At 65.4% G+C, this 19676-nt stretch carries 21 protein-coding genes, 3 tRNA genes and 1 pseudogene; 14 read left to right on the forward strand and 11 right to left on the reverse strand.

Translation table 11 applies throughout. The features are described from left to right. Nucleotides 1-89 (reverse strand): annotated as a pseudogene (locus PVZ77_RS20780) (citrate/2-methylcitrate synthase); the annotation flags it as partial. A gap of 71 nt (nucleotides 90-160) precedes the next feature. On the opposite strand from PVZ77_RS20780, the gene csrA reads away from it, so the two are divergent. From csrA to PVZ77_RS20840, 12 genes are all read left to right on the forward strand, one after another. Further along, complete coding sequence (csrA, locus tag PVZ77_RS20785) at nucleotides 161-346, forward strand: carbon storage regulator CsrA (RefSeq protein WP_007159101.1); 186 nt, start codon at nucleotides 161-163, stop codon at nucleotides 344-346. Between the two features lie 61 nt (nucleotides 347-407). Continuing rightward, nucleotides 408-498: transfer RNA gene (locus PVZ77_RS20790), tRNA-Ser, on the forward strand. Nucleotides 499-604: 106 nt separating this feature from the next. Continuing rightward, nucleotides 605-681 (forward strand) — tRNA-Arg (locus tag PVZ77_RS20795). Between the two features lie 60 nt (nucleotides 682-741). After that, a tRNA-Arg gene (locus PVZ77_RS20800) sits at nucleotides 742-818 on the forward strand. Between the two features lie 142 nt (nucleotides 819-960). Further along, nucleotides 961-1401, forward strand: coding sequence for an acyl-CoA thioesterase (locus PVZ77_RS20805; protein WP_273809277.1), 441 nt, complete (start codon nucleotides 961-963; stop codon nucleotides 1399-1401). 2 nt (nucleotides 1402-1403) lie between these two features. Continuing rightward, nucleotides 1404-2402, forward strand: coding sequence for a tRNA dihydrouridine synthase (locus tag PVZ77_RS20810; RefSeq protein WP_273809278.1), 999 nt, complete (start codon nucleotides 1404-1406; stop codon nucleotides 2400-2402). Between the two features lie 153 nt (nucleotides 2403-2555). Then, nucleotides 2556-4559, forward strand: a complete 2004-nt coding sequence (locus PVZ77_RS20815) for an FUSC family protein (RefSeq protein WP_273809279.1) — start codon at nucleotides 2556-2558, stop codon at nucleotides 4557-4559. After that, complete coding sequence (locus tag PVZ77_RS20820) at nucleotides 4546-4749, forward strand: DUF1656 domain-containing protein (RefSeq protein ID WP_042135685.1); 204 nt, start codon at nucleotides 4546-4548, stop codon at nucleotides 4747-4749. The genes PVZ77_RS20815 and PVZ77_RS20820 overlap by 14 nt, the downstream gene beginning before the upstream one ends. A 28-nt stretch (nucleotides 4750-4777) precedes the next feature. Next, a complete protein-coding gene (locus PVZ77_RS20825; protein ID WP_273809281.1) occupies nucleotides 4778-5680 on the forward strand; it encodes an efflux RND transporter periplasmic adaptor subunit in 903 nt (300 codons plus the stop codon). 96 nt (nucleotides 5681-5776) lie between these two features. Then, nucleotides 5777-6088, forward strand: a complete 312-nt coding sequence (locus PVZ77_RS20830; RefSeq protein WP_133859542.1) for a DUF485 domain-containing protein — start codon at nucleotides 5777-5779, stop codon at nucleotides 6086-6088. Next, nucleotides 6085-7740, forward strand: a complete 1656-nt coding sequence (locus tag PVZ77_RS20835; RefSeq protein ID WP_183630613.1) for a cation acetate symporter — start codon at nucleotides 6085-6087, stop codon at nucleotides 7738-7740. The genes PVZ77_RS20830 and PVZ77_RS20835 overlap by 4 nt, the downstream gene beginning before the upstream one ends. Nucleotides 7741-7943: 203 nt before the next feature. After that, complete coding sequence (locus PVZ77_RS20840; protein ID WP_007159093.1) at nucleotides 7944-8102, forward strand: DUF3309 family protein; 159 nt, start codon at nucleotides 7944-7946, stop codon at nucleotides 8100-8102. Between the two features lie 157 nt (nucleotides 8103-8259). Here PVZ77_RS20840 and dacB read toward each other — a convergent pair whose 3' ends face one another. From dacB to PVZ77_RS20860, 4 genes are all read right to left on the reverse strand, one after another. After that, nucleotides 8260-9723 carry a D-alanyl-D-alanine carboxypeptidase/D-alanyl-D-alanine endopeptidase gene (gene dacB / locus PVZ77_RS20845; RefSeq protein ID WP_273809282.1) on the reverse strand — a complete coding sequence of 488 codons (1464 nt, stop codon included), beginning with the start codon at nucleotides 9721-9723 and terminating at the stop codon, nucleotides 8260-8262. Nucleotides 9724-9892: 169 nt separating this feature from the next. Next, nucleotides 9893-10042 carry a hypothetical protein gene (locus PVZ77_RS20850; protein ID WP_017639713.1) on the reverse strand — a complete coding sequence of 50 codons (150 nt, stop codon included), beginning with the start codon at nucleotides 10040-10042 and terminating at the stop codon, nucleotides 9893-9895. A 26-nt stretch (nucleotides 10043-10068) separates the two neighbouring features. Beyond that, nucleotides 10069-10725 (reverse strand): hypothetical protein, encoded by a 657-nt coding sequence (locus PVZ77_RS20855; protein WP_273809283.1) that lies wholly within the window; start codon nucleotides 10723-10725, stop codon nucleotides 10069-10071. Nucleotides 10726-10831: 106 nt separating this feature from the next. Continuing rightward, nucleotides 10832-11041, reverse strand: coding sequence for a cold-shock protein (locus tag PVZ77_RS20860; RefSeq protein WP_007159089.1), 210 nt, complete (start codon nucleotides 11039-11041; stop codon nucleotides 10832-10834). A 715-nt stretch (nucleotides 11042-11756) separates the two neighbouring features. Between PVZ77_RS20860 and PVZ77_RS20865 the strand changes: the two genes are divergently transcribed. Then, on the forward strand, nucleotides 11757-12026 hold the full coding sequence (locus PVZ77_RS20865; RefSeq protein WP_273809285.1) for a hypothetical protein: 270 nt from the start codon (nucleotides 11757-11759) through the stop codon (nucleotides 12024-12026). Between the two features lie 328 nt (nucleotides 12027-12354). Then, nucleotides 12355-13206 (forward strand): CvfB family protein, encoded by an 852-nt coding sequence (locus PVZ77_RS20870; RefSeq protein ID WP_273809286.1) that lies wholly within the window; start codon nucleotides 12355-12357, stop codon nucleotides 13204-13206. Here PVZ77_RS20870 and PVZ77_RS20875 read toward each other — a convergent pair. The 6 genes from PVZ77_RS20875 to PVZ77_RS20900 form a co-directional block, all read right to left on the reverse strand. Continuing rightward, a complete protein-coding gene (locus tag PVZ77_RS20875) occupies nucleotides 13160-15781 on the reverse strand; it encodes a ligase-associated DNA damage response DEXH box helicase (RefSeq protein WP_273809287.1) in 2622 nt (873 codons plus the stop codon). The genes PVZ77_RS20870 and PVZ77_RS20875 overlap by 47 nt on opposite strands. A gap of 11 nt (nucleotides 15782-15792) precedes the next feature. Beyond that, a complete protein-coding gene (locus PVZ77_RS20880; RefSeq protein ID WP_273809288.1) occupies nucleotides 15793-17124 on the reverse strand; it encodes a deoxyguanosinetriphosphate triphosphohydrolase in 1332 nt (443 codons plus the stop codon). Between the two features lie 94 nt (nucleotides 17125-17218). Beyond that, entirely contained in the window at nucleotides 17219-18397 is a 1179-nt protein-coding gene (locus PVZ77_RS20885) for an EAL domain-containing protein (RefSeq protein ID WP_273809290.1), read from the reverse strand. A 99-nt stretch (nucleotides 18398-18496) separates the two neighbouring features. Further along, nucleotides 18497-18838 (reverse strand): hypothetical protein, encoded by a 342-nt coding sequence (locus PVZ77_RS20890; protein ID WP_187978890.1) that lies wholly within the window; start codon nucleotides 18836-18838, stop codon nucleotides 18497-18499. Then, nucleotides 18835-19227, reverse strand: a complete 393-nt coding sequence (locus PVZ77_RS20895) for a phage holin family protein (protein ID WP_273809292.1) — start codon at nucleotides 19225-19227, stop codon at nucleotides 18835-18837. Before PVZ77_RS20895 ends, PVZ77_RS20890 begins: the two co-directional genes overlap by 4 nt. Nucleotides 19228-19242: 15 nt before the next feature. Next, a complete protein-coding gene (locus PVZ77_RS20900) occupies nucleotides 19243-19638 on the reverse strand; it encodes a DUF883 family protein (RefSeq protein WP_273809293.1) in 396 nt (131 codons plus the stop codon). Between the last annotated feature and the right edge of the window lie 38 nt (nucleotides 19639-19676).

Here is a 19676-nt window from a genome sequence, read left to right on the forward strand (position 1 = left end):
ATGGCGAAGATCACGGTGAACATGCTGGTCGGGATGCCGATCGCCTTGAGGATGATGCCGGAGTAGAAGTCCACGTTCGGGTAGAGGTTGTCTAGAGGGTCCATTCAGGGATCGTTTCGGTTCATACGTGCAGACTGAGTTAAAGCTTAAGGAGAATGGAATGCTTATTTTGACTCGTCGGGTTGGTGAGACCCTGATGGTGGGTGATGAAGTCACCGTGACGGTACTGGGAGTCAAGGGCAACCAGGTCCGCATCGGCGTCAATGCGCCCAAGGAAGTCGCGGTTCATCGCGAGGAAATCTACCAGCGCATCCAGAAGGAAAAGGACCAAGAACCAAACCACTGATTTTTTTTGAATTTTTCTCTTTGCAAACGGGCAAACCTTCGATATAGTTTCGCCCCGTTGCGGTGAGGTGGCCGAGTGGCCGAAGGCGCTCCCCTGCTAAGGGAGTACACCTCAAAAGGGTGTCGAGGGTTCGAATCCCTCCCTCACCGCCATTTGCTTCAAACTGGCTCCGCTGTACTGACCAATTGGTAAGTACCTGATAAACAAGCAAATTTGCTTGACACGTCAGAAACGGAAGCTAGAATACGCAGATTCAACGCACTCGTAGCTCAGCTGGATAGAGTACTCGGCTACGAACCGAGCGGTCGGAGGTTCGAATCCTCCCGAGTGCGCCAAATCGACGAAGCCTCTGGCTTCAGCAGTACCAGCGGTGTTCTGGCTAAACGCACCGAAACGCACTCGTAGCTCAGCTGGATAGAGTACTCGGCTACGAACCGAGCGGTCGGAGGTTCGAATCCTCCCGAGTGCGCCAAACATGAAGAAGGGCCTGCAGCGATGCAGGCCCTTTTTTATTGTCCGTGGATTCGTGCCAGTATCCGCGACCGATGACCTGACCAGTTTCGTATCCGGTCCGGCTTCCCGTCTTTCGACCTTGCCCGCGAGAGGGTCTTTTCATGCAGTGGGACAGACCGACTCCCCATCTCCTGCCGCTGCGCATCGGCGCCGAGCACATCGACGGCCTGGGCCATGCCAACAACGCCGTCTACGTCAGCTGGCTCGAACAGTGCGCCTGGCAGCACTCGGCGGCCCTGGGCCTGGATCTGGCCACCTTCCAGCGCCTGGATCGCGCCATGGCCGTGGTGCGCCACGAGATCGACTATCTCAGCAGCGGCTATCGAGACGATGAGCTGGTGCTGGGCACCTGGCTGGTGGATTGGGACCGCCGTCTGCGCATGACCCGGCAATTCCAGCTGCAGCGCCCCGCCGATGGTGTGACCCTGCTGCGCGCCCGGACGACCTTCGTCTGCATCGAGCTGTCCTCCGGCAAGCCCAGGCGCATGCCACCCGAATTCCTGGCCGGTTACGGCCAGGCGCTCCCCGGCGAGGACCTCTGACCATGGAGATCGCCCTGGCGCCCATGGAGGGCCTCGTCGACGGCATCCTGCGCGAACTGCTGACCGAGGTGGGTGGACTCGACTGGTGCGTGAGCGAATTCATCCGCGTCTGCGATCGCCTGCTGCCGGCGGCGGCCTTCGCCAAGCTGGCACCGGAACTGGAGGAGGGCGCGCGCACGCCATCCGGTACGCCCATGCGGGTGCAGCTGCTGGGCTCGGATCCGGCCTGCCTGGCCGATAACGCGGCCTTCGCCTGCACCCTGGGCGCGCCGGTGATCGATCTGAACTTCGGCTGCCCCGCCAAGACCGTCAACAAGTCCCGCGGCGGGGCGGTGCTGCTCAAGGAGCCGGAGCTGCTCAACCGGATCGTCGAGAGCGTGCGCCAGGCCGTTCCGGCGCACATTCCGGTCACCGCCAAGATGCGCCTGGGCTACGACAGCCCGAACAGCGCCCTGGCCTGCGCCGAGGCGCTGGCGGAGGGAGGCGCGGCGCAGCTGGTGGTCCATGCGCGGACCAAGGTCGAGGGCTATCGTCCGCCGGCGCACTGGGAGTGGGTGGCGCGGGTGGCTGACCGGGTGTCCGTGCCAGTGCTGGCCAATGGCGAGATCTGGACCCTGGACGACTACTGGCGCTGTCGCAGCGTCAGCGGTCAGGCCTCGGTCATGCTGGGGCGTGGTCTGGTTTCGCGGCCGGACCTGGCGCTGCAGATCGCCGCTGCCGTACGCGGAGAAGAGACCGTCCCGCAGAGCTGGGCCGAGATCCTGCCGCGGGTGCAGCGCTTCTGGAGCATGGCGCAACGCAAGCTGGCGCCGCGCTATGCCCCGGGCCGCCTCAAGCAGTGGCTCGGCATGCTGACGCGCAGCTATCCCGAGGCGGCGGCCCTGTTCGCCCAGGTGCGGCGCGAATCCGATTGCGCCCTGATCGACCGCTTGCTCGGCATGACCGGACAAAACCCGGCAAACCTTGATCTCGATCAAGAGCGGCGGCTGCAACTCGTCTAGTCTGCAGGCAGTGGTGACGACGGAGCGTCGTCGCTCGAGCACGCAAGGCACTTCAGGCGACCCCGGGTCGCCTTTTTTTCGTCCGGGATAACCGCTGGAACTTCGCCAGGGCCGCGCGGCCTATGCTGGATCTCCCGCAATCCAAGAGCCGACGTGCGTCTACCCTGGACGGTCTTTCTCGCTCCCACGCCGACGGCGCTCCTCTTTGCCGGCAAGACCCTGTTCGCCGCCGGACTGGCGCTCTGGCTGGCCTTTCGCTTCAGTCTCGAACAACCGGTCTGGGCCTGCATGACGGTGATGATCGTCTCCCAGCCGCTGTCCGGCATGGTGCTGGCCAAGGGATTGTTCCGCCTGCTCGGTACCCTCGTCGGCACCTGCATGGCGGTGGTGCTGATGGGCTTCTTCGCCCAGACGCCCTGGCTGTTCCTTCTCGCGCTGGCCGGCTGGATGGCGCTGTGCACGGCGGCCTCGACCCTGCTGCGCAATCACGTCGCCTATGGCTTCGTGCTGGCCGGCTATACGGTCGCCATCATCGGCCTGCCCGCCATCGCCCACCCGCTGACGGTGTTCGACCAGGCGGTGGCCCGCTGTACCGAGATCTGCCTGGGTATCGTCGTGGCCTCGGCGGTGAGTGCGCTGTTCTGGCCGCAACGAGTGGAGCAGAATCTGGCCGTCCAGGCACGCCGCACCTGGGAGCAGGGCGTGGCTGCCGCCCGGGCGGAACTGGCCGAGGCCCAGGATGCCACCCAGGGGCTGCTGGCCATGCTCGGTCAGGTGGTGGCGGTGGATGCCCAGCGCGATCACGCCTGGTTCGAAGGCCAGCGCGGCCGGCAGCGGGCCAGGGCGTTGCGGTTGCTGTCGCGGGACCTGCTCAGCCTGTTGCGCACCGCTCGCGGTGCCATGCGCCAGTGGCGTGGCCTCGACGAGCCGCGGAGGGCCGTCCTACAGCCCTGGCGCGACGAACTGCTGGTGACCCTGGCCGACCCCCAGACCCCGGCCCTGGAAGCCCTCCTGCAGCGTCTGCGAGAGGCTGCCGGCACCTCGCCGCAGCTCGACAACGACCAGCGCTACCTGCTGGCCCGTTTCGCCATCCTGCTGGACAAGATCCTGCTCGCCGGTCGCGCCCTGGACAGCGTCCATACGGCCCGGCTCAGCGCCGTGGCGCCCTCGGCGCTGGCCCGCCATCGCGATGTCCAGACCGCGCTGCTCTATGGCCTGCGCAGCGCCTGTGCGCTGCTGGCCGTGGGGGTGTTCTGGCTGGCCAGTGCCTGGCCGTCTGCCCCAGGCGCCATGCTGATGGCCGGCGTCATCTGCAGCCTGTTCGCCAATCGCGACAACGCCGCCGCCATCGGCCTCGGTTTCCTGCGGGGCATTCTCTATGCGGCGCCGGTCGCCATCCTGATCAGCCAGGTGCTGCTGCCGCAGATCAGCGGCTATCCGCTGCTGTGCCTGGTGCTGGGGGTGCCGCTGTTCTTTGCCGCCCTGGTGATGGCCGGGCCTCCGAGCGTGGTGGGGACAGCGACGGCCTTCGCCATCCATCTGCTGGTGCTGGTCTCGCCCAGCAACCACGGCCAGGTGGAGATGGGCGCCTTGCTCAACCAGCTGCAGAGTCTGCTGATCGGCGTCGGTTCGGCCGTGCTCATGTTCCGCCTGATCAGCCTGCGCACGCCACGGCGCACCAGTCGCCGGATCCTCGAGGCCACCACCTACGACCTGCAGCGGCTGACCACGGTCCCCTTGGCCAATGCCGAGACCTGGTTCGGCGGGCGGATGGCGGATCGCCTGCTGCTGCTGGCGCGGCATATCGAGCAGTTGTCGGCCAGCGAACGCGGCCGCTGGGAGCAGGGCCTGCTGGCGCTTGACCTGGGCAACGAGCTGCTGCACCTGCGTGCGTGCCTGGCAGGTGCGCAGGGCGAAGTGGCACGGGCGCGGGATGCCTTTCTCGGGCGCTTCGCCGAGCAACTGGCGGTGGGCTTCGGTGACCTGCAGCCGGGCGCGCTGGATACGGCGGCGGAGCGCCTGCGCCTGGCGCTGGGCCAGGCCCCCGACGATGAGCCGCATCGCCTGGCGCGCGGCGCCATCGGCCAGCTCCAGCAGACCTGGCGCAGCTGTTGTCTAGAGGCAGTAGTGGAGGAGGGCGCGGATGAATCTGCATGAATGGGCCATCGGCGGGGTCTATCTGGGGCCGCTGTTCGTCTATGGCGTGCTGGCGCTGCTGCTGACGGCGCTGTCGCTGTGGCTGCTGCAGCGCAGCGGCCTCGGCCGCCACCTGTGGCACAGCGCCCTGTTCGGCTGTGCGCTGTTCGTACTCTGGCTGGCCGGCCTTGTCGCTGTCCTGGCCACCTGAGCCCCCTGACAAGAGGATCCCCAAGGCGATGCACAAGACCCTGCGTGTGGCGATTACCCTGAGCGTGGTACTGCTCGCCATCCTGGCCGGTACCTGGCTGTGGCATTTCTATCTCTACACCCCCTGGACCCGCGATGCGCGGGTACGGGCGGATGTGGTGGTGGTGGCGCCCGACGTGTCGGGCTGGGTGACGCGCCTGGCGGTGGTGGACAACCAACTGGTGAAGCGCGGCGACCTGCTCCTGCAGATCGACCAGCAGCGCTATCAGGCCAATCTCGACCACGCCAAGGCGGTGGCCGAGACGCGCCAGCAGCAGTTGCGCCTGCGCGAAAGCGAGTCGGCGCGGCGCCAGCGGCTGGGTTCCAGTGCCATCAGCGCCGAGGATCGCGAGACCGCCCAGGTCAACGTGGCGGTCGCCCGCAGCCAGTACCAGGAAGCCCTGAGCGACGTGAACCTGGCCCAGATCAACCTGGATCGCAGCCGGGTGCTGGCGCCGCGGGAGGGGCGGATCACCAACCTCAGATTCGCCGAGGGCAACTTTGTGCAGACCGGCCAGGCGGTGATGGCGCTGGTGGATACCCGTTCCTTCTACGTCATGGCCTATTTCGAGGAAACCAAGATCCCCCATATCCATCCCGGCGCCGCGGTACGGGTGCGCCTGATGAACCAGGCAGCGCCGCTGCAGGGACGGGTGGCGAGCATCAGCAGCGGCATCACCGATCGCAATGCGGCCAATGATGCCCAGTTGCTGGCCACTGTCGAGCCGACCTTCAACTGGGTACGCCTGGCACAGCGCATTCCGGTGCGCATAGAACTGCTCGACGTACCGGCGGATATCCACCTCAGCGCCGGGATGACGGCGAGCGTTTCGGTGCTCGATGGCGAGGGCCATCACCCGCTGCAGGGCTGGCGTCGGCTCTGGGATTACTGAGGTCTGGAGGGGTACGACTAAAGTCGTCTGGAAGCCTTACCGGGCGGGCCTAGAGTAGAGCTCGACGCTCCCGTCATGCTGTAAGGAACAACAATAATGAATGACAGCACCTACCGGCGGATTGAAGCCAGTCCGCGTTTCCAGGAACTGGTGGCGAAACGCGGGCGATTCGCCTGGACGCTTTCGGCCATCATGCTCGGACTCTATTCCGCCTTCATCCTCCTGATCGCCTTCGCCCCCAAGGTCCTCGGCACCCGTATCCATGCGGAGACCGCCATGACCTGGGGCATTCCCCTGGGCGTCGGCCTGATCCTTTCGGCCTTCGTCCTGACCGGTATCTATGTACGCCGGGCCAATGGCGAATTCGATCGGCTCAACGCGGAAATCCTCCGGGAGGTGCAGCCATGAGACGTCTTTCCCTGGCCGCCGCGCTGCTGGCCCTGTCGCCTTCGCTCTGGGCCGCCGATGCCATCAGCGGCGCGGTCCAGCGCCAACCCCTGAACGTCTCCGCCATCCTGATGTTCGTGGCCTTCGTCGGGGCCACCCTGGGCATCACCTACTGGGCCTCCAAACGCAATCGCTCCGCCGCGGACTACTACGCCGCCGGTGGGCGCATCACCGGTTTCCAGAACGGCCTGGCGATCGCCGGTGACTACATGTCGGCCGCCTCCTTCCTGGGCATCTCCGCCCTGGTGTTCACCTCCGGCTACGATGGCCTGATCTACTCCATCGGCTTCCTGGTGGGCTGGCCGATCATCCTGTTCCTGATCGCCGAGCGCCTGCGCAACCTGGGCAAGTACACCTTCGCCGACGTGGCCTCCTATCGCCTCAAGCAAAAGGACATCCGTACCCTGTCCGCCTGCGGGTCGCTGGTGGTGGTCGCCCTCTACCTGATCGCCCAGATGGTTGGTGCCGGCAAGCTGATCCAGTTGCTGTTCGGCCTGGACTACAGCATCGCCGTGGTGCTGGTGGGTATCCTGATGGTGCTCTACGTGCTCTTCGGCGGCATGCTGGCCACCACCTGGGTACAGATCATCAAGGCGGTGCTGCTGCTGTCCGGTGCCAGCTTCATGGCCTTCATGGTGATGAAGCACGTCGGCTTCGACTTCAACCGCCTGTTCGCCGAAGCCATCGCCGTGCACCCGAAGGGCGAGGCCATCATGAGTCCCGGCGGCTTGGTGAAGGATCCGATCTCGGCCTTTTCCCTGGGTCTGGCGCTGATGTTCGGCACCGCCGGCCTGCCGCACATCCTGATGCGCTTCTTCACCGTCAGCGACGCCAAGGAAGCCCGCAAGAGCGTGTTCTACGCCACCGGCTTCATCGGCTACTTCTACATCCTGACCTTCATCATCGGCTTTGGCGCCATCCTGCTGGTCAGCACCAACCCGGCCTTCAAGGACGCCGCCGGCGCCCTGCTGGGTGGCAACAACATGGCCGCGGTGCACCTGGCCAACGCCGTGGGTGGCAGCATCTTCCTGGGCTTCATCTCGGCGGTGGCCTTCGCCACCATCCTGGCGGTGGTCGCCGGTCTGACCCTGGCCGGTGCTTCGGCGGTCTCCCATGACCTCTACGCCAGCGTGATCAAGAAGGGCAAGGCCAACGAGAAGGACGAGATCCGCGTCTCCAAGATGACCACCGTGGCGCTGGGCGTCGTCGCCATCGCCCTCGGCATCCTCTTCGAGAAGCAGAACATCGCCTTCATGGTGGGCCTGGCGTTCTCCATCGCCGCCAGCTGCAACTTCCCCATCCTGCTGCTTTCGATGTACTGGAAGCGGCTGACCACTCGCGGCGCCATGATCGGTGGCTGGCTCGGCCTGATCACCGCAGTGGCCCTGATGGTACTCGGCCCGACCATCTGGGTGACCATCCTCGGTCATGCCAAGCCGATCTACCCCTATGAATACCCGGCACTGTTCTCTATCGCGGTGGCCTTCATCGGTATCTGGTTCTTCTCCATCACCGACAAGTCGGCGGCTGCCGAAGAAGAGCGTGCGCGCTTCTACCCGCAGTTCGTGAGGTCCCAGACTGGTCTGGGTGCCAGCGGCGCCGTCTCGCACTGACAGATACCTGCGACAAGACCAAGCCCGGATCCCTGATCCGGGCTTTCTTTTGGGCGTGAAAACGCCGACTCGGGGTGGAAGGCAGGGTTACCTGACGACGTGGGGATTTTCCGTCGCTGGCGCGGGTCCATGGAATAGGCCCGTTGCTTCGTATCAAGCTGTTACGGCGACGGTCGACCCCTGGCCTTCATGGAGAATGGCAGATGACTCTCTCGACCATCCTGGTTCTGGTGCTGCTGGTCCTGCTCATCGGCGGACTTCCGGTATTCCCGCATTCGCGCAGCTGGGGCTATGGCCCGTCCGGTATCGTGGGCGCCATCCTGGTCGTCCTGCTGGTACTGCTCTTGCTCGGCATGATCTAGCCTGGCCAAGGCCTGAAAATGCCCCACAAGGGTGCGTAGGACAAAGTTCTTGCCCAATGCGGTGCAGCGCGGTAACGTCGGCTCTCCGGCCTGCCTTGCCGAGTGTGGTAAACAAAACCGGCGTCTGCGCGAGCAGACGCCGGTTTTGTTTTGCGCGTCAGTTGGCGACCGCACCGTCCTGGCGGCTGCGCTGATAGAGGTCCAGCACCACCTCGTCCAGGATCGACGAAGCCCCCCAGGGGCGGCTGCTGTTGAGGATGGCGACCACCACCCAGTTGCGCGCGTTGGCGTCCCGGACGAAGCCCGCCAGGGCCCGTACGTTGTTCAGGGTGCCGGTCTTCATGTGGGCCTGGCCGGTCAGCGGCGAATTCTTCATGCGCTTGCGCAGGGTGCCGTCCAGGCCGGCCAGCGGTAGCGAAGAGATGAACTCCGGGCCATAGGGACTCTGCCAGGCGGCGCGCAGGATCTCCGCCATCTCTCGGGCACTGACTCGCTCGGTCCGGGACAGACCGGAGCCGTTCTCCATGATCAGGTGACTGGCATTGATGCCCTTGCGCGCCAGCCACGAGCGGATGACCCGCAGCGCCGACTTGCTGTCGTCGGCATCCGCCGAGGTGCGGAATTGCGCCCCTATGGAGAGGAACAGCTGCTGGGCCATGGTGTTGTTGCTGTACTTGTTGATGTCGCGAATGATCTCCACCACATCGGGCGAGAAGGCCCGGGCGAGCAGCTCGGCATTGCGCGGCACGCTGCCCTCGCGGGTACGGCCCTTGATGCTGCCGCCCAGTTCCTGCCAGATGGCCCGCACCGCGCCGGCGGTATAGGCCGGGTGATCGAGCAGCGACAGATAGCTCTGGGCGTTGCAACCGTCCGGCAACTGGCCGCTGACGATGAGGCTGGTACTGCCATCGGCCTGGGGCACCGGATTGAAGCGCACTTCGGGCCAGGCCGGGCAACCGCTCTTGCCGGTGGCGCGCATCTGGTTGTCGATGTTGACGTTGGTCAGCGGCGGATCCATGGAGACGCTGACCCGGCCATCGGCCGAGCGGACCACCATGCGCACCGACTTGAGATTGACCAGCAGCGAGTCCGGACCGACCAGGAAGGTCTTGTTCTCGTCTTCGCCATCGTCGTTGAAGGCCGGCAGATTGGGCTTCACGAAGCGACCGCGATCCAGCACCAGGTCACCGGTGACTTCCAGCACGCCATTGGCGCGCAGATCACGCATGAGCAGCCACAGCCGCTCCATGTTCAGCTTGGGATCGCCGCCACCCTTGAGGTAGAGGTTGCCGTTGAGGATGCCGTCCTTGAGCGTGCCGTCGGTATAGAACTCGGTCTTCCACTGATAGGTGGGACCCAGCAGTTCCAGGGCGGCAAAGGTGGTGATCAGCTTCATGGTCGAAGCCGGATTCACCGAGACGTCGGCATTGTAGTAGTCGTTCTCGCCCGGGCCATCGAGGGGCAGCATCACCAGCGACAGGTCGCTGCCGGGAATCTTGTTGGTCTGCATCGCCTTTTCGATTCGCGGCGGCAGGTAGGAGGTATCGGCACTGACGGGCAGGGAAAAGCCCAGGGCGCAGCAGCTCAGCAGCAGGCCCAGAGATCGGAAGGTCTTTCGCATCGGGACACACACCTTGGCAGGGTATCGGCCTAGTTGAAGAGAAAAGGGGCCGATAGACGTCGGAGTGTGGGCATTATGCAGTAAGGAGGGAGGGACGAGCCAACCCCCAAGGGGCAGGGCGCGGATAAAGAAACGACCGCCGAGGCGGTCGTTGCTGGAAAGGGCGGGATCAGTTGTAGCCGGTGGCGTCCTTGGTACGGTCCGGACTGTTTGGCGAAGGCGGATCGCGCCCGTCGTCGGTCTTGGCGTGCTCGGTGCGCAGGGGCTTTTCGTCCTTGGGCAGTTCGCGTTCGTCGGCTTTGCGCTTTTCTTCGGCCATGGGATCCTCGTCTACGTGATTGCCGGTCAAGGTGTGACCGGTGCAGGCGTTTCGCCGTTCCCCTGGGGCGAGGAGTGGTCAGCGAACACGCCGGCGCTCTGCAACTGGCGCAGGGCATCGTTGACCTGGCGGGCGAAGGTTTCCTCGATGGCGGTCCCGGCCTGATGGCTGGGGGCCAGGGGCAGGAACCACACCCCCATCCAGGTGCGCACCGAGCTGGCGTTGCGCACGCGGGTGGACGGTCCGCTTCCCGGCGCGATCCATTCGGCGGTCAGCACATAGTCGTCCTTGGCGGTACCCGGGACGAGAAAGAAGGTGGCGCCGGTGATCAGGCCACTGGCGATGGCTGCGACGTAGGAGGTGCTGTTGTGGAGCTTGAGGCGCAGCAGGGCGTCATCGGGTCTGCCGGGTTCCGGCACCAGGGTGATGCGGTCGAACAGCCTGGAGCCTGCCAGGATCTCGCGCAGCCGGGGCTTCAGGCCTTCGCGGGCGACGGCGATCGACGTCGCGTCCTTGGCGTCCTCGACGGTGCCACGATAGAAATTGAATTCCACCAGCACATTGGGGCGCTGTGGTGGCGCGCTCAGGGGCGCGCGGAATGGCTGGGAAGAGAGTTCGTCACCGGGAAAGGCGGCGCAACCGGCGAGCAGAAGCAGGCAGAGCAGGGCAGCGAGAGTCTTCATGAAACGCACCTCATCCCTAAGTGGCGATAGCGAACGCTGGCAGGGGCCGACGTCCGCGCAAAAAAAAGCCCAACCGGGGGTTGGGCTTTTTCGAGAAGGCGGGTGATTAGATCACCTGCACCTCATCGGCCTGCAGGCCTTTCTGGCCTTGCACGACCAGGAAGGAAACAGCCTGGCCTTCTTGCAGGCTCTTGAAGCCGTTACCCTGAATGGAACGGTAGTGAACGAACACGTCCGGGCCGCTCTGGGGGGTGATGAAGCCGAAGCCTTTCTCGTCGTTGAACCACTTGACGGTGCCAGTTTGGCGAGTAGACATGGATTTCTCCTTGAATAAGATGACGTTGTTGTCCGAAGGACGACAGTTTTGAAACGAGGAGAAACCCATGCCGCGAAAGCTGGCCCTGATGTACTCCAGGTTCTCGACAGGTGAGCCGCTTTGTAGAGACAGCCTCACCTGACAGCGATGGATGGTCTCAGACTGGCTTGCGCAAAACAAGACCTTTGAGCTGCTCGATGTTGACTTTAGCGACCATGGTCGAAGCGGTAGCTGGAGCAGGTAAACGGCTGTTGGAGGAGGGAACGCCGAGCGCTGTCCTGGGCCTCGCCCCGTCGACTGCTGGCAGCGATTCGTGCTGAATCGTTTCCCGAACGAGGGTGCCGGGGAGCGAGACGCCGGGCAGTACGTCGAGTTCGGCAAGCGGTCGTGCGCACCTCATGGTTCTGCAGGTTTTTCAGGAGCCTGTGCACCCCCTGCATGCTCCTTTGAACCTCGTTGCCGATCGGTACCCTGGTCCTGAGCGTCGACACGTCACCCGTTGGCGTCCCAGCAGGGCTATTCCGTGGCCGGGAGGGCAGCACCTGGCCGGCCTGGGCGATGCCAAGCCGTTGCGGGCGAGGGCTTGGCCTGGCGTGGCGGATCTCATAGGCCAGTGGTGTCGAAACGGTGATGACCTGCTCAATTTGAATGGTGGCTAGGTGCTATTATTTCGCTCGAATCATTACCCCGGACCGCAAGGGTCCAAGGATCTACTGTGAAGAACGGACTGGAAAGCGCAGGACGCGCACTGGGCCATGGTCTCGCCGGATACCGCGTCGAGCTTCGTCGCCTGAACCTCGATGAGATACTGATAGCGGTTTACCACGCCCACCAGGCGATCAAGCTGACCCAGCGCATAGTGACCAACGAGCAGGCTACCAATCCGTTCCTGTTGAATACGGTCGTGGCGGCGATGCGCGTCGAGGCTGATACGGTTGGCCTCTTCATAGAGATTCCACTCGCAGCTGACTGCCTGACCGCCTGAGTCAGGCGGTCACTGGATTCGATCCGAAGCAGTGGGTGCGTGCCTCGCGCGCGCGGGCGGCTGCCCTTCAGCCAGCGGTTCCAGGCCGCAGGCAGCCGCTAATGACATGGTGCTCCGGCCCTACGGATGCGTCTTCGGCAACTCATGGCACCGAGCCATGCAGGGCTCGAGTCGGCTCAGGTCGAGGTTCGTCGCACGAGCCCTGCCGTGCCTCCATCTCACGCCGCACGTGACGCCGAGCGACCTTTTCGACGATGCAGGCCAGCGATCAAGCAGCGGCCTTGATGATCGCGGTAAAATGGACCGCTTTCTACAGGAGTCTCCGTTCATGGCCTTGCTGGGTCGCTTCAACAGCTTGCAGATTTTGCGCAACACCCCCATCGGTCTGTTCCTGGATGCCGGCAACGACGGCGAGGTGCTGCTGCCGCGTCGCTATGCGCCGCGGGACGAACCCTGCGCCGAAGGCGACTGGCTCAACGTCTTCCTCTATCTGGACAGCGAAGACCGCCTGATCGCCACCACCGAGAAGCCGAAGGTGCAGGTCGGCGGCTTCGCCAGCCTGCGTGTGGTGGAGGTCGGCCGGGTAGGGATCTTCCTCGACTGGGGCCTGCCCAAGGATCTGCTGCTGCCGCACTCGGAAGAGAAGCGTCCGCTGCAGGTGGGCGACCATTGCGTGGTACACGTGCACCTGGACGCCCGCACCCGGCGGATCGTCGCCACCGCACGCCTGGATCGCTACCTGGATCGCGATCCGCCGCGCTACAAGGTCGGCCAGCCGGTGCCGCTGCTGGTCGTCGAGCAGACCGACCTTGGCTACAAGGTGATCGTCGACAACAAGCACTGGGGCCTGGTGCATCGCAACGAGGCCTTCAAGCCGCTGCGCCTGGGGCAACGCGAGCGCGGCTTCATTCGCGAGATCCGAGCGGACGGCAAGATCAGCCTGACCCTGCAGGCCCAGGGAGCCGCGGCGGGCGTCGATCTCGCCGAGCAGATCATCGCCCTGGCCAAGGCGCGCGGCGGGGTGCTGGAGCTCAGCGACAGCAGTCCGCCAGCCCTGATCCACCAGCTGTTCGGTGTCAGCAAGGGCAACTTCAAGAAGGCCATCGGCCATCTTTACCGCCAGGGCCGGATCGTTATCGAGGACGACCGGATTTCTGTACGCGAGGACGCCGCGCAGTAGCGCCACGGCGGGGCGTCAGATCGCTGTCATGGCTGGGTTGGACCAGGGATTCGGGGTCGAAGGCGCGTGCTCGCTCGTCCGGCCCGGCTTCGCGTTCCAGATCGCCGACCAGGCGGGTGATGCGGTCGGCCAGCTTTTCCGAACTCAGACTCTCGCGCAACCGCTCGACCATGAGTGGCAGCGCGAAGGGCGATGGGTGGTCCAGGTTCACCAGGCGCAGGGGCAGGGCACCGGTCCGCGTCAGGGTCTGCTGCAGGCGATCGGCATCGAGTTCCTGGCGCAGGACTTCGGCCTGGGCCTGGCCGAGCAGCAGGTTGTCCGGGTCGTATTGGCGAAAGACCTGATAGAAGAGGCTACTACTGGCCTGCAGCTGGCGGTTGCTCTTGTGCGCCCCCGGATAGCCGGAAAAGATCAGCCCCGAGATGCGGGCGATCTCGCGAAACCGACGCTGGGCGAGTTCGGCGGCGTTGAGACTGGCGAGGGTATCGTTGACCAGGTTGTCGGTGGTGAAGAGGCTGGCATCAAGCAGTTCCTGCCAGTCCAGGCTGACCGGCGAGACCAGTTCCAGGCCGTAGTCGTTGACGGCGATGGAAAAGGTGCAGGGTCGCCTCTGCGCCAGGCGCCAGGCCAGCAGGCTGGCCAGCCCCAGATGGGCATGGCGGCCGGCGAAGGGATAGAGGAACAGGTGCGAGCCTTCGCGGGATTCCAGGGTTTCCGCGAGCAGGTAATGGGCGCTGGGCAGTGCCGACCACTGCCGCTGTACATCCAGCAACGGTTGCAGCAGGCGCATTTCCGGGCTTTCGTAACGCTGGGCCTCGGCATCTTCGAGCAGCGCCAGCACGTGCTGGGCGAGGGTGTCCGAGAGGGGCATGCGACTGCCGCTCCAGCGCGGGATGGCGGCCTTGCGCCCGCTGGCACGGCGCACGTACACCGTCATGTTCTCCACCCGTACCAGTTCCAGGGTACGACCGGCGAAGAGAAAGTGGTCGCCGGGTCGCAGCCGGGCGATGAAGCCTTCCTCGATATTGCCCAGGCGATTGCCACCGCCGCCCTTGGACCAGAACTGCACATTGAGGCTGGTCTCGCTGACGATGGTGCCGATGCCCAGCCGATGTCGCTTGGCCAGTTGCTTGTCGGGCACCCGCCAGATGCCCTCGGCATCGGGCTCGGCACGGCGATAGTCCGGATAGGCCGACAGCGAGGCGCCACCGTTGCGAACGAAGGCCAGCGCCCAGATCCATTCGCCTTCGCTAAGGTGGCGATAGGCCCAGGCGCTGCGGATCTCCGGTAGCAGGTCGTCCGGTTCGAAGCCGCCGCCCAGGGCGACGGTCACCAGATGCTGCACCAGGACGTCCAGGGGCTTGACCGGGGCGGTGCGCGCCTCGATCTCGCCCGCGGTGATCGCGCGGCGAGTGGCCGCCGCATCCAGCAGGTCGAGGCTGTAGGTGGGCACCAGGGTCGCCCGCGAGGCCCGGCCTGGGGCGTGACCACTGCGGCCGGCGCGTTGCAGCAGGCGGGCGATGCTCTTGGGCGAGCCGATCTGCAGCACCCGCTCCACCGGCAGGAAATCCACCCCGAGGTCGAGGCTGGAGGTGCAGATCACCGCCTTGAGCTGGCCATTCTTGAGACCGGCCTCCACCCACTCGCGCGCCTGCTTCTCGATGGAGCCATGGTGCAGGGCGATCAGGCCGGCCCAGTCGGGGCGCGCCTGCAATAGGGCCTGGTACCAGAGTTCGGTCTGGGCGCGGGTGTTGGTGAAGACCAGGGTGGTGGGGCTGTCTTCCAGTTCGCGGATCACCTGCTGCAGCAGCCGCATGCCCAGGTGCCCGGCCCAGGCGAAGCGTTCGACGCCGCCTTCGGGCAGCAGGGTGTCCACCTGCAGGCGCTTGTCCTGACGACCCTGGACGAGCTGGCCTGGGGCACCGGCCAGCAGTACGTCCAGCGCATGGGCCTGATTGCCGAGGGTGGCCGACAGGCCCCAGGTCTGCAGCCCGGGATTCCAGCGCCGCAGGCGGGCCAGGGCGAGTTGCGTCTGGGTGCCGCGCTTGTTGCCGAGCAATTCGTGCCATTCATCGATGACCACCAGGCGAACCTGGCCCAGGGCTTCCCGGGCGTCCTCCCGGGACAGTAACAGCGACAGGCTCTCCGGCGTGGTCACCAGGGCCGTCGGCAGGCGGCGATTCTGCCGGGCGCGCTCGCTGCTGCCGGTATCGCCGGTGCGCAGGCCCAGGGTCCACTCCAGTTCTTCGTCGAGCACCGGCCGCTCCAGGGCGCGCAGGGTGTCCGCCGCCAGGGCGCGCATGGGCGTCAGCCAGAGCACGGTGAGCGGCGGTGGCGCCTGTTTGCGCTTGCTGGGCAGGCCCTTGGCGGTGATCGGCCTGGGTGCGACGAAGGCATCCAGGGCGGCCAGCCAGACCGCGTAGGTCTTGCCCGAGCCGGTGGTGGCGTGCAGCAGGCCGGACTCCCCGGCGGCGATGGCCTTGGCCACCTCGCGCTGGAAGGGGAAGGCCTTCCAGCCCTGGGCGGCCAGCCAGCGACTGCCAGGGCCCTTGCGCGTGCGGGGTGCGGTGGCCATCGTGGCGCTCCTTAGACCGGGTTCGAACGCCCGGTCATCTCGGCCGCCATGGCGGTGGCGTAGCTGTCGGTCATGCCGGCGATGAAATCGATCACCCGCATGAAGGCCTGGTGCAGGGTCCAGGAAGGATCGGGCGCGCTGTTGCCCAGCAGGTCGAGGATGCGGCGGCTCTTGAACGACGGCTCGCGCCCGCGATGCTGCTCCAGGGCGGCGCCACAGAAGGCGTTGAGCAGGATTTCCAGGGTGGTGTAGGCGCCGATCTCGTGCAGCGTCTTGCGCTTGTCGTGGAAGATCTTTTCCCGGGCCAGCGCCTTGGCGCGCTGCACGCAGAGCTTGGCCGGGCCGGCCATGTGTTCGACCAGATCGTCGCCCAGGGTGCCGGCGAGCAGGGCGTCCTGCTGCTCGACGAAGGCGCGGGCGGTGGCGTTGGTCAGGTGTTCGATGGCCTTGCCGCGCAGGATGGCCAGCTTGCGCCGCCGCGAATCCTTGGGGCCGAGTTGCCGATAGGTTTCCGGCAGGTCGTCACCGACCAGGCCCAGCAGCAGCGCCTCGACCTCGGCATAGTCCAGCAGCTCCATCTCCAGGCCGTCTTCCAGATCGATCAGCCCGTAGCAGATGTCGTCCGCGGCCTCCATCAGGTAGACCAGCGGATGCCGTGCCCAGCGCTCCGGGCCCAGCAGCGGCAGTTCGAGTTTCTCAGCGATCTGTTCCAGCAGCGGCAGCTCGCTCTGGTAGCAGCCGAACTTGTGCTTCTTGTACCCAGGCGCTGCGGCATAGCGCGAGGTCCAGGGATACTTGAGATAGGTGCCGAGGGTAGCGTAGGTCAGGCGGGTGCCGCCGTCGAACTGGTGGTATTCGAGCTGGGTCAGCACCCGGAAACCCTGGGCGTTGCCCTCGAAGTGCAGGAAGTCTTGGCGCTCCGACTCGCTCATGTCGTCCAGCCAGCCACGGCCGGCGGCCTGGGTGAACCAGTAGCGGATGGCGTCTTCGCCGGAGTGGCCGAAGGGCGGATTGCCGATGTCATGGGCGAGGCAGGCCGACTGCACCACCATGCCGAGATCGCTCGGGTCGCACCAGTCGGGCAGGGCGCCTCTCAGGCTCTCGCCCACGCGCATGCCCAGGGAGCGCCCGACGCAGCTGACTTCCAGGCTGTGGGTCAGGCGGGTGTGGATGTGATCGTTGCTGGTGACCGGGTGAACCTGGGTCTTGCGCCCCAGCCGGCGGAAGGCGCCGGAAAAGATGATGCGGTCGTGGTCCTTGTGAAAGGGGCTGCGCCCCAGTTCATCCGGGCTGTGCAGGGGTTTGCCCAGCCGTTCGCGGATAAGAAGTGTCTGCCAGTCCAAGGCCGTCCTCGAGCTATCACCGATAAGGGGAGCGCCGACGGTTGCCGTGCGGCGCTTCTGCGTTCTGACCCCGGCAACATACGATCATCACCGCTCACTTGGCAAAGCCCGGCAATTGACTGGCATCCAGGTCGATCAGCAGCAGGCGCTGACCGCTTTCCAGGAACTGGCTGGCGGTCAGGCAGTACTGGTTGGTGGTGGCATCGCGATAGACCGTCGAGAGCGCCAGGCGGCGCTCGTTCCAGCCTTCGGCCAGCAGGGCATAGAAGTAGGGTCGCCAGGACCAGTTGTGATTGAGGTAGCGGCGATTCTCGCGCCAGAACATGCCGTTCCACTCCAGATTCGGGGTGATCTGGGTGCCGGTGCGGTCGCACTGGTAAATGCGCAGCAGCCCGGGAAAGGCCTGGGGATCGGGCAGCGCGCTCAGGGGGCCGCCGTGCTCGGCCCAGGGCCTGAGCCGGGTGACGAACTCGGTCAATTGCTGGCGCAGCTCCAGCAACCGCGTCTGCTGGGCCAGCTTGCCATCGACGAAGCGGCTGCGCAGGGCGGCGAAGCGTTGCTGATGGCTGTCGCTTGCGCCCAGTTCGGCGGTGGCCTCGGCGAAGAGGAAGCCCTGGACGTAGCGGGCGCCGCACTCCAGGGCGAAGTCGAGTTCGGTCTCGGTCTCGACGCCCTCGGCGATCAGCCAGCAACCGGTCTTTTCGGCCATCTGCGCCAGCGCCTTGACCGCGTCGCCGCGCGGGCCACCCCGCGCGGCGGCCTGGAATAGCCGCATGTCCAGCTTGAGGATATCCGGCTGCAGATCCAGCACCCGATCCAGTTGCGAATAGCCGGAACCGAAATCGTCGATGGCGATGCGGATGCCGAGTTCGCGGTAGCGGACGACGGCCTGGGTCAGGCTCGGCAGATCCCCGGCCGCCTCGGTGATCTCGTAGACGATCCGGGTCGGGTCGATACCGGAGCGCTGCAGCTGCGCCAGACTGGGTAACTCGACGCCATCGTCCAGCTGGCTGATCCAGCGCGGCGAGAGGTTGAGGCTGAGAAACCAGTCATCCGGTGCGCCGGCGAAGCGCCGCAGCGCATCGTCCCTGAGGGTGCGGTCGAGTTGCAGCAGTTCCGCGGTCGGGGTATCTGGATCGGCGAACAGGGGGCCGACGGAGGCGTGGCGGCCATCGGCCTGACGCAGACGGCCAAGGGCTTCGACGCCGGCGATGCGCCCGGTCGCGGTGTCGATGAAGGGTTGGAAGAAGGCAGTGGGCTGGCCAGAAAACACAGGGCTATCCTTATCATAGGCGGAGCGTTCGACTTAGCCATGCGATAAGGGTGCCAGATAAGAGAATGGCTCCCGTGGGAGCCATTCTTCACAACGCCGCTAGCGGGGCGGCGGCAGCGGCTGGTCAGCCTGCTCGCGATGGCGATTCTGCAACCGGTTGACGATCGGGTAGAGCGCCAGGCCGATGCGCGCCAGCCGACCCACCGCGCCCAGGCGTTTGCCGAACAGCGACAGGAACACCGTGGCACCCAGCATCAACGGCTTCTTCGCCGAGCTGGCGACCTTGTCCCGGTTCGGTCGCACCAGGTCACCGATGAGACTGATGGGATTGTGTAGGGGCTGGGCGTTGTAGATCAGCTGCTGGCGATACATCTCCATGCGCAACCGGACCAGTTCCTTGCGCTTCGCCTGGCTGGTGGCAGAGGTAAGCGGCTGGTTCATGGCAGTAGGCGCTCCCGGTTGCGGTTGAGTTCTTCCAGGGTGGCATGGAAGGGCGCCGCACCCTTGACCAGGCTCAGGGCCCGCAGGATGCAGATCATCAGCGCCACGGCATAGAAGGCGCACAGGCCCAGCGTTGCGGCCATGCGGTAGGTATCCCAGAAGGCGATGATGACCGCTGCCGAGACGCCGACCAGTACCAGCAAGCCGAAGATCAGGCTCAGGCCGGTAAACAGAAACAGCTGGAAGGTACGGACCTTCTCTTCCTGAACCTCGATGCCCAGCAGTTCCAGGTGACTCTGCAGCAGTCCTACCACTGCGCCGGCGAGGCGCTTGACCGATGGCTTGGGCGCCTCGTCAGGCAGCTCCCGTGGAGGAGAGGAGATGTCCATGGCAGTCCCCCAGGCTTAGCGGCGCGAGGCCAGCAGGCCGATCAGGAGGCCGACGCCAGCAGCGATGCCGAGGGCCTTGAAGGGATTGTCGACCACGTATTCCTCGGTGGTTTCCTTGGCCGCGACGCCCTGACGATAGAGATCGTCCTGCTTGGTCTTGAGCACATCGCGGGAGCGTTCCAGGCTGGAGCTCAACTTGGCGCGCAGTTCGTCTGCCTGCTCACCGGCCATGCTGGCGGTGTGCTTGAGCAGCTGCTCGGCATCTGCCAGCAGGGTGTGGAATTCGTCGGTCAGTGCCTGCTCGGCTTCGCCCAGATGACGACGGACCCGGTCAGCGTTCTGCTTATGTGCCTGCTCATCGATGTCAGCGGCAAGCTCGTCTTTGATCACGGGTGGGGTTTTGTCGTTCATGGCGCGCTCCTGATAGGCGATGGGTATCCGTTTCAGCC

The organism is Pseudomonas sp. SHLD1 (genome assembly GCF_028640935.1).
Taxonomy (GTDB): Bacteria; Pseudomonadota; Gammaproteobacteria; order Pseudomonadales; family Pseudomonadaceae; genus Chryseomonas; species Chryseomonas aestiva.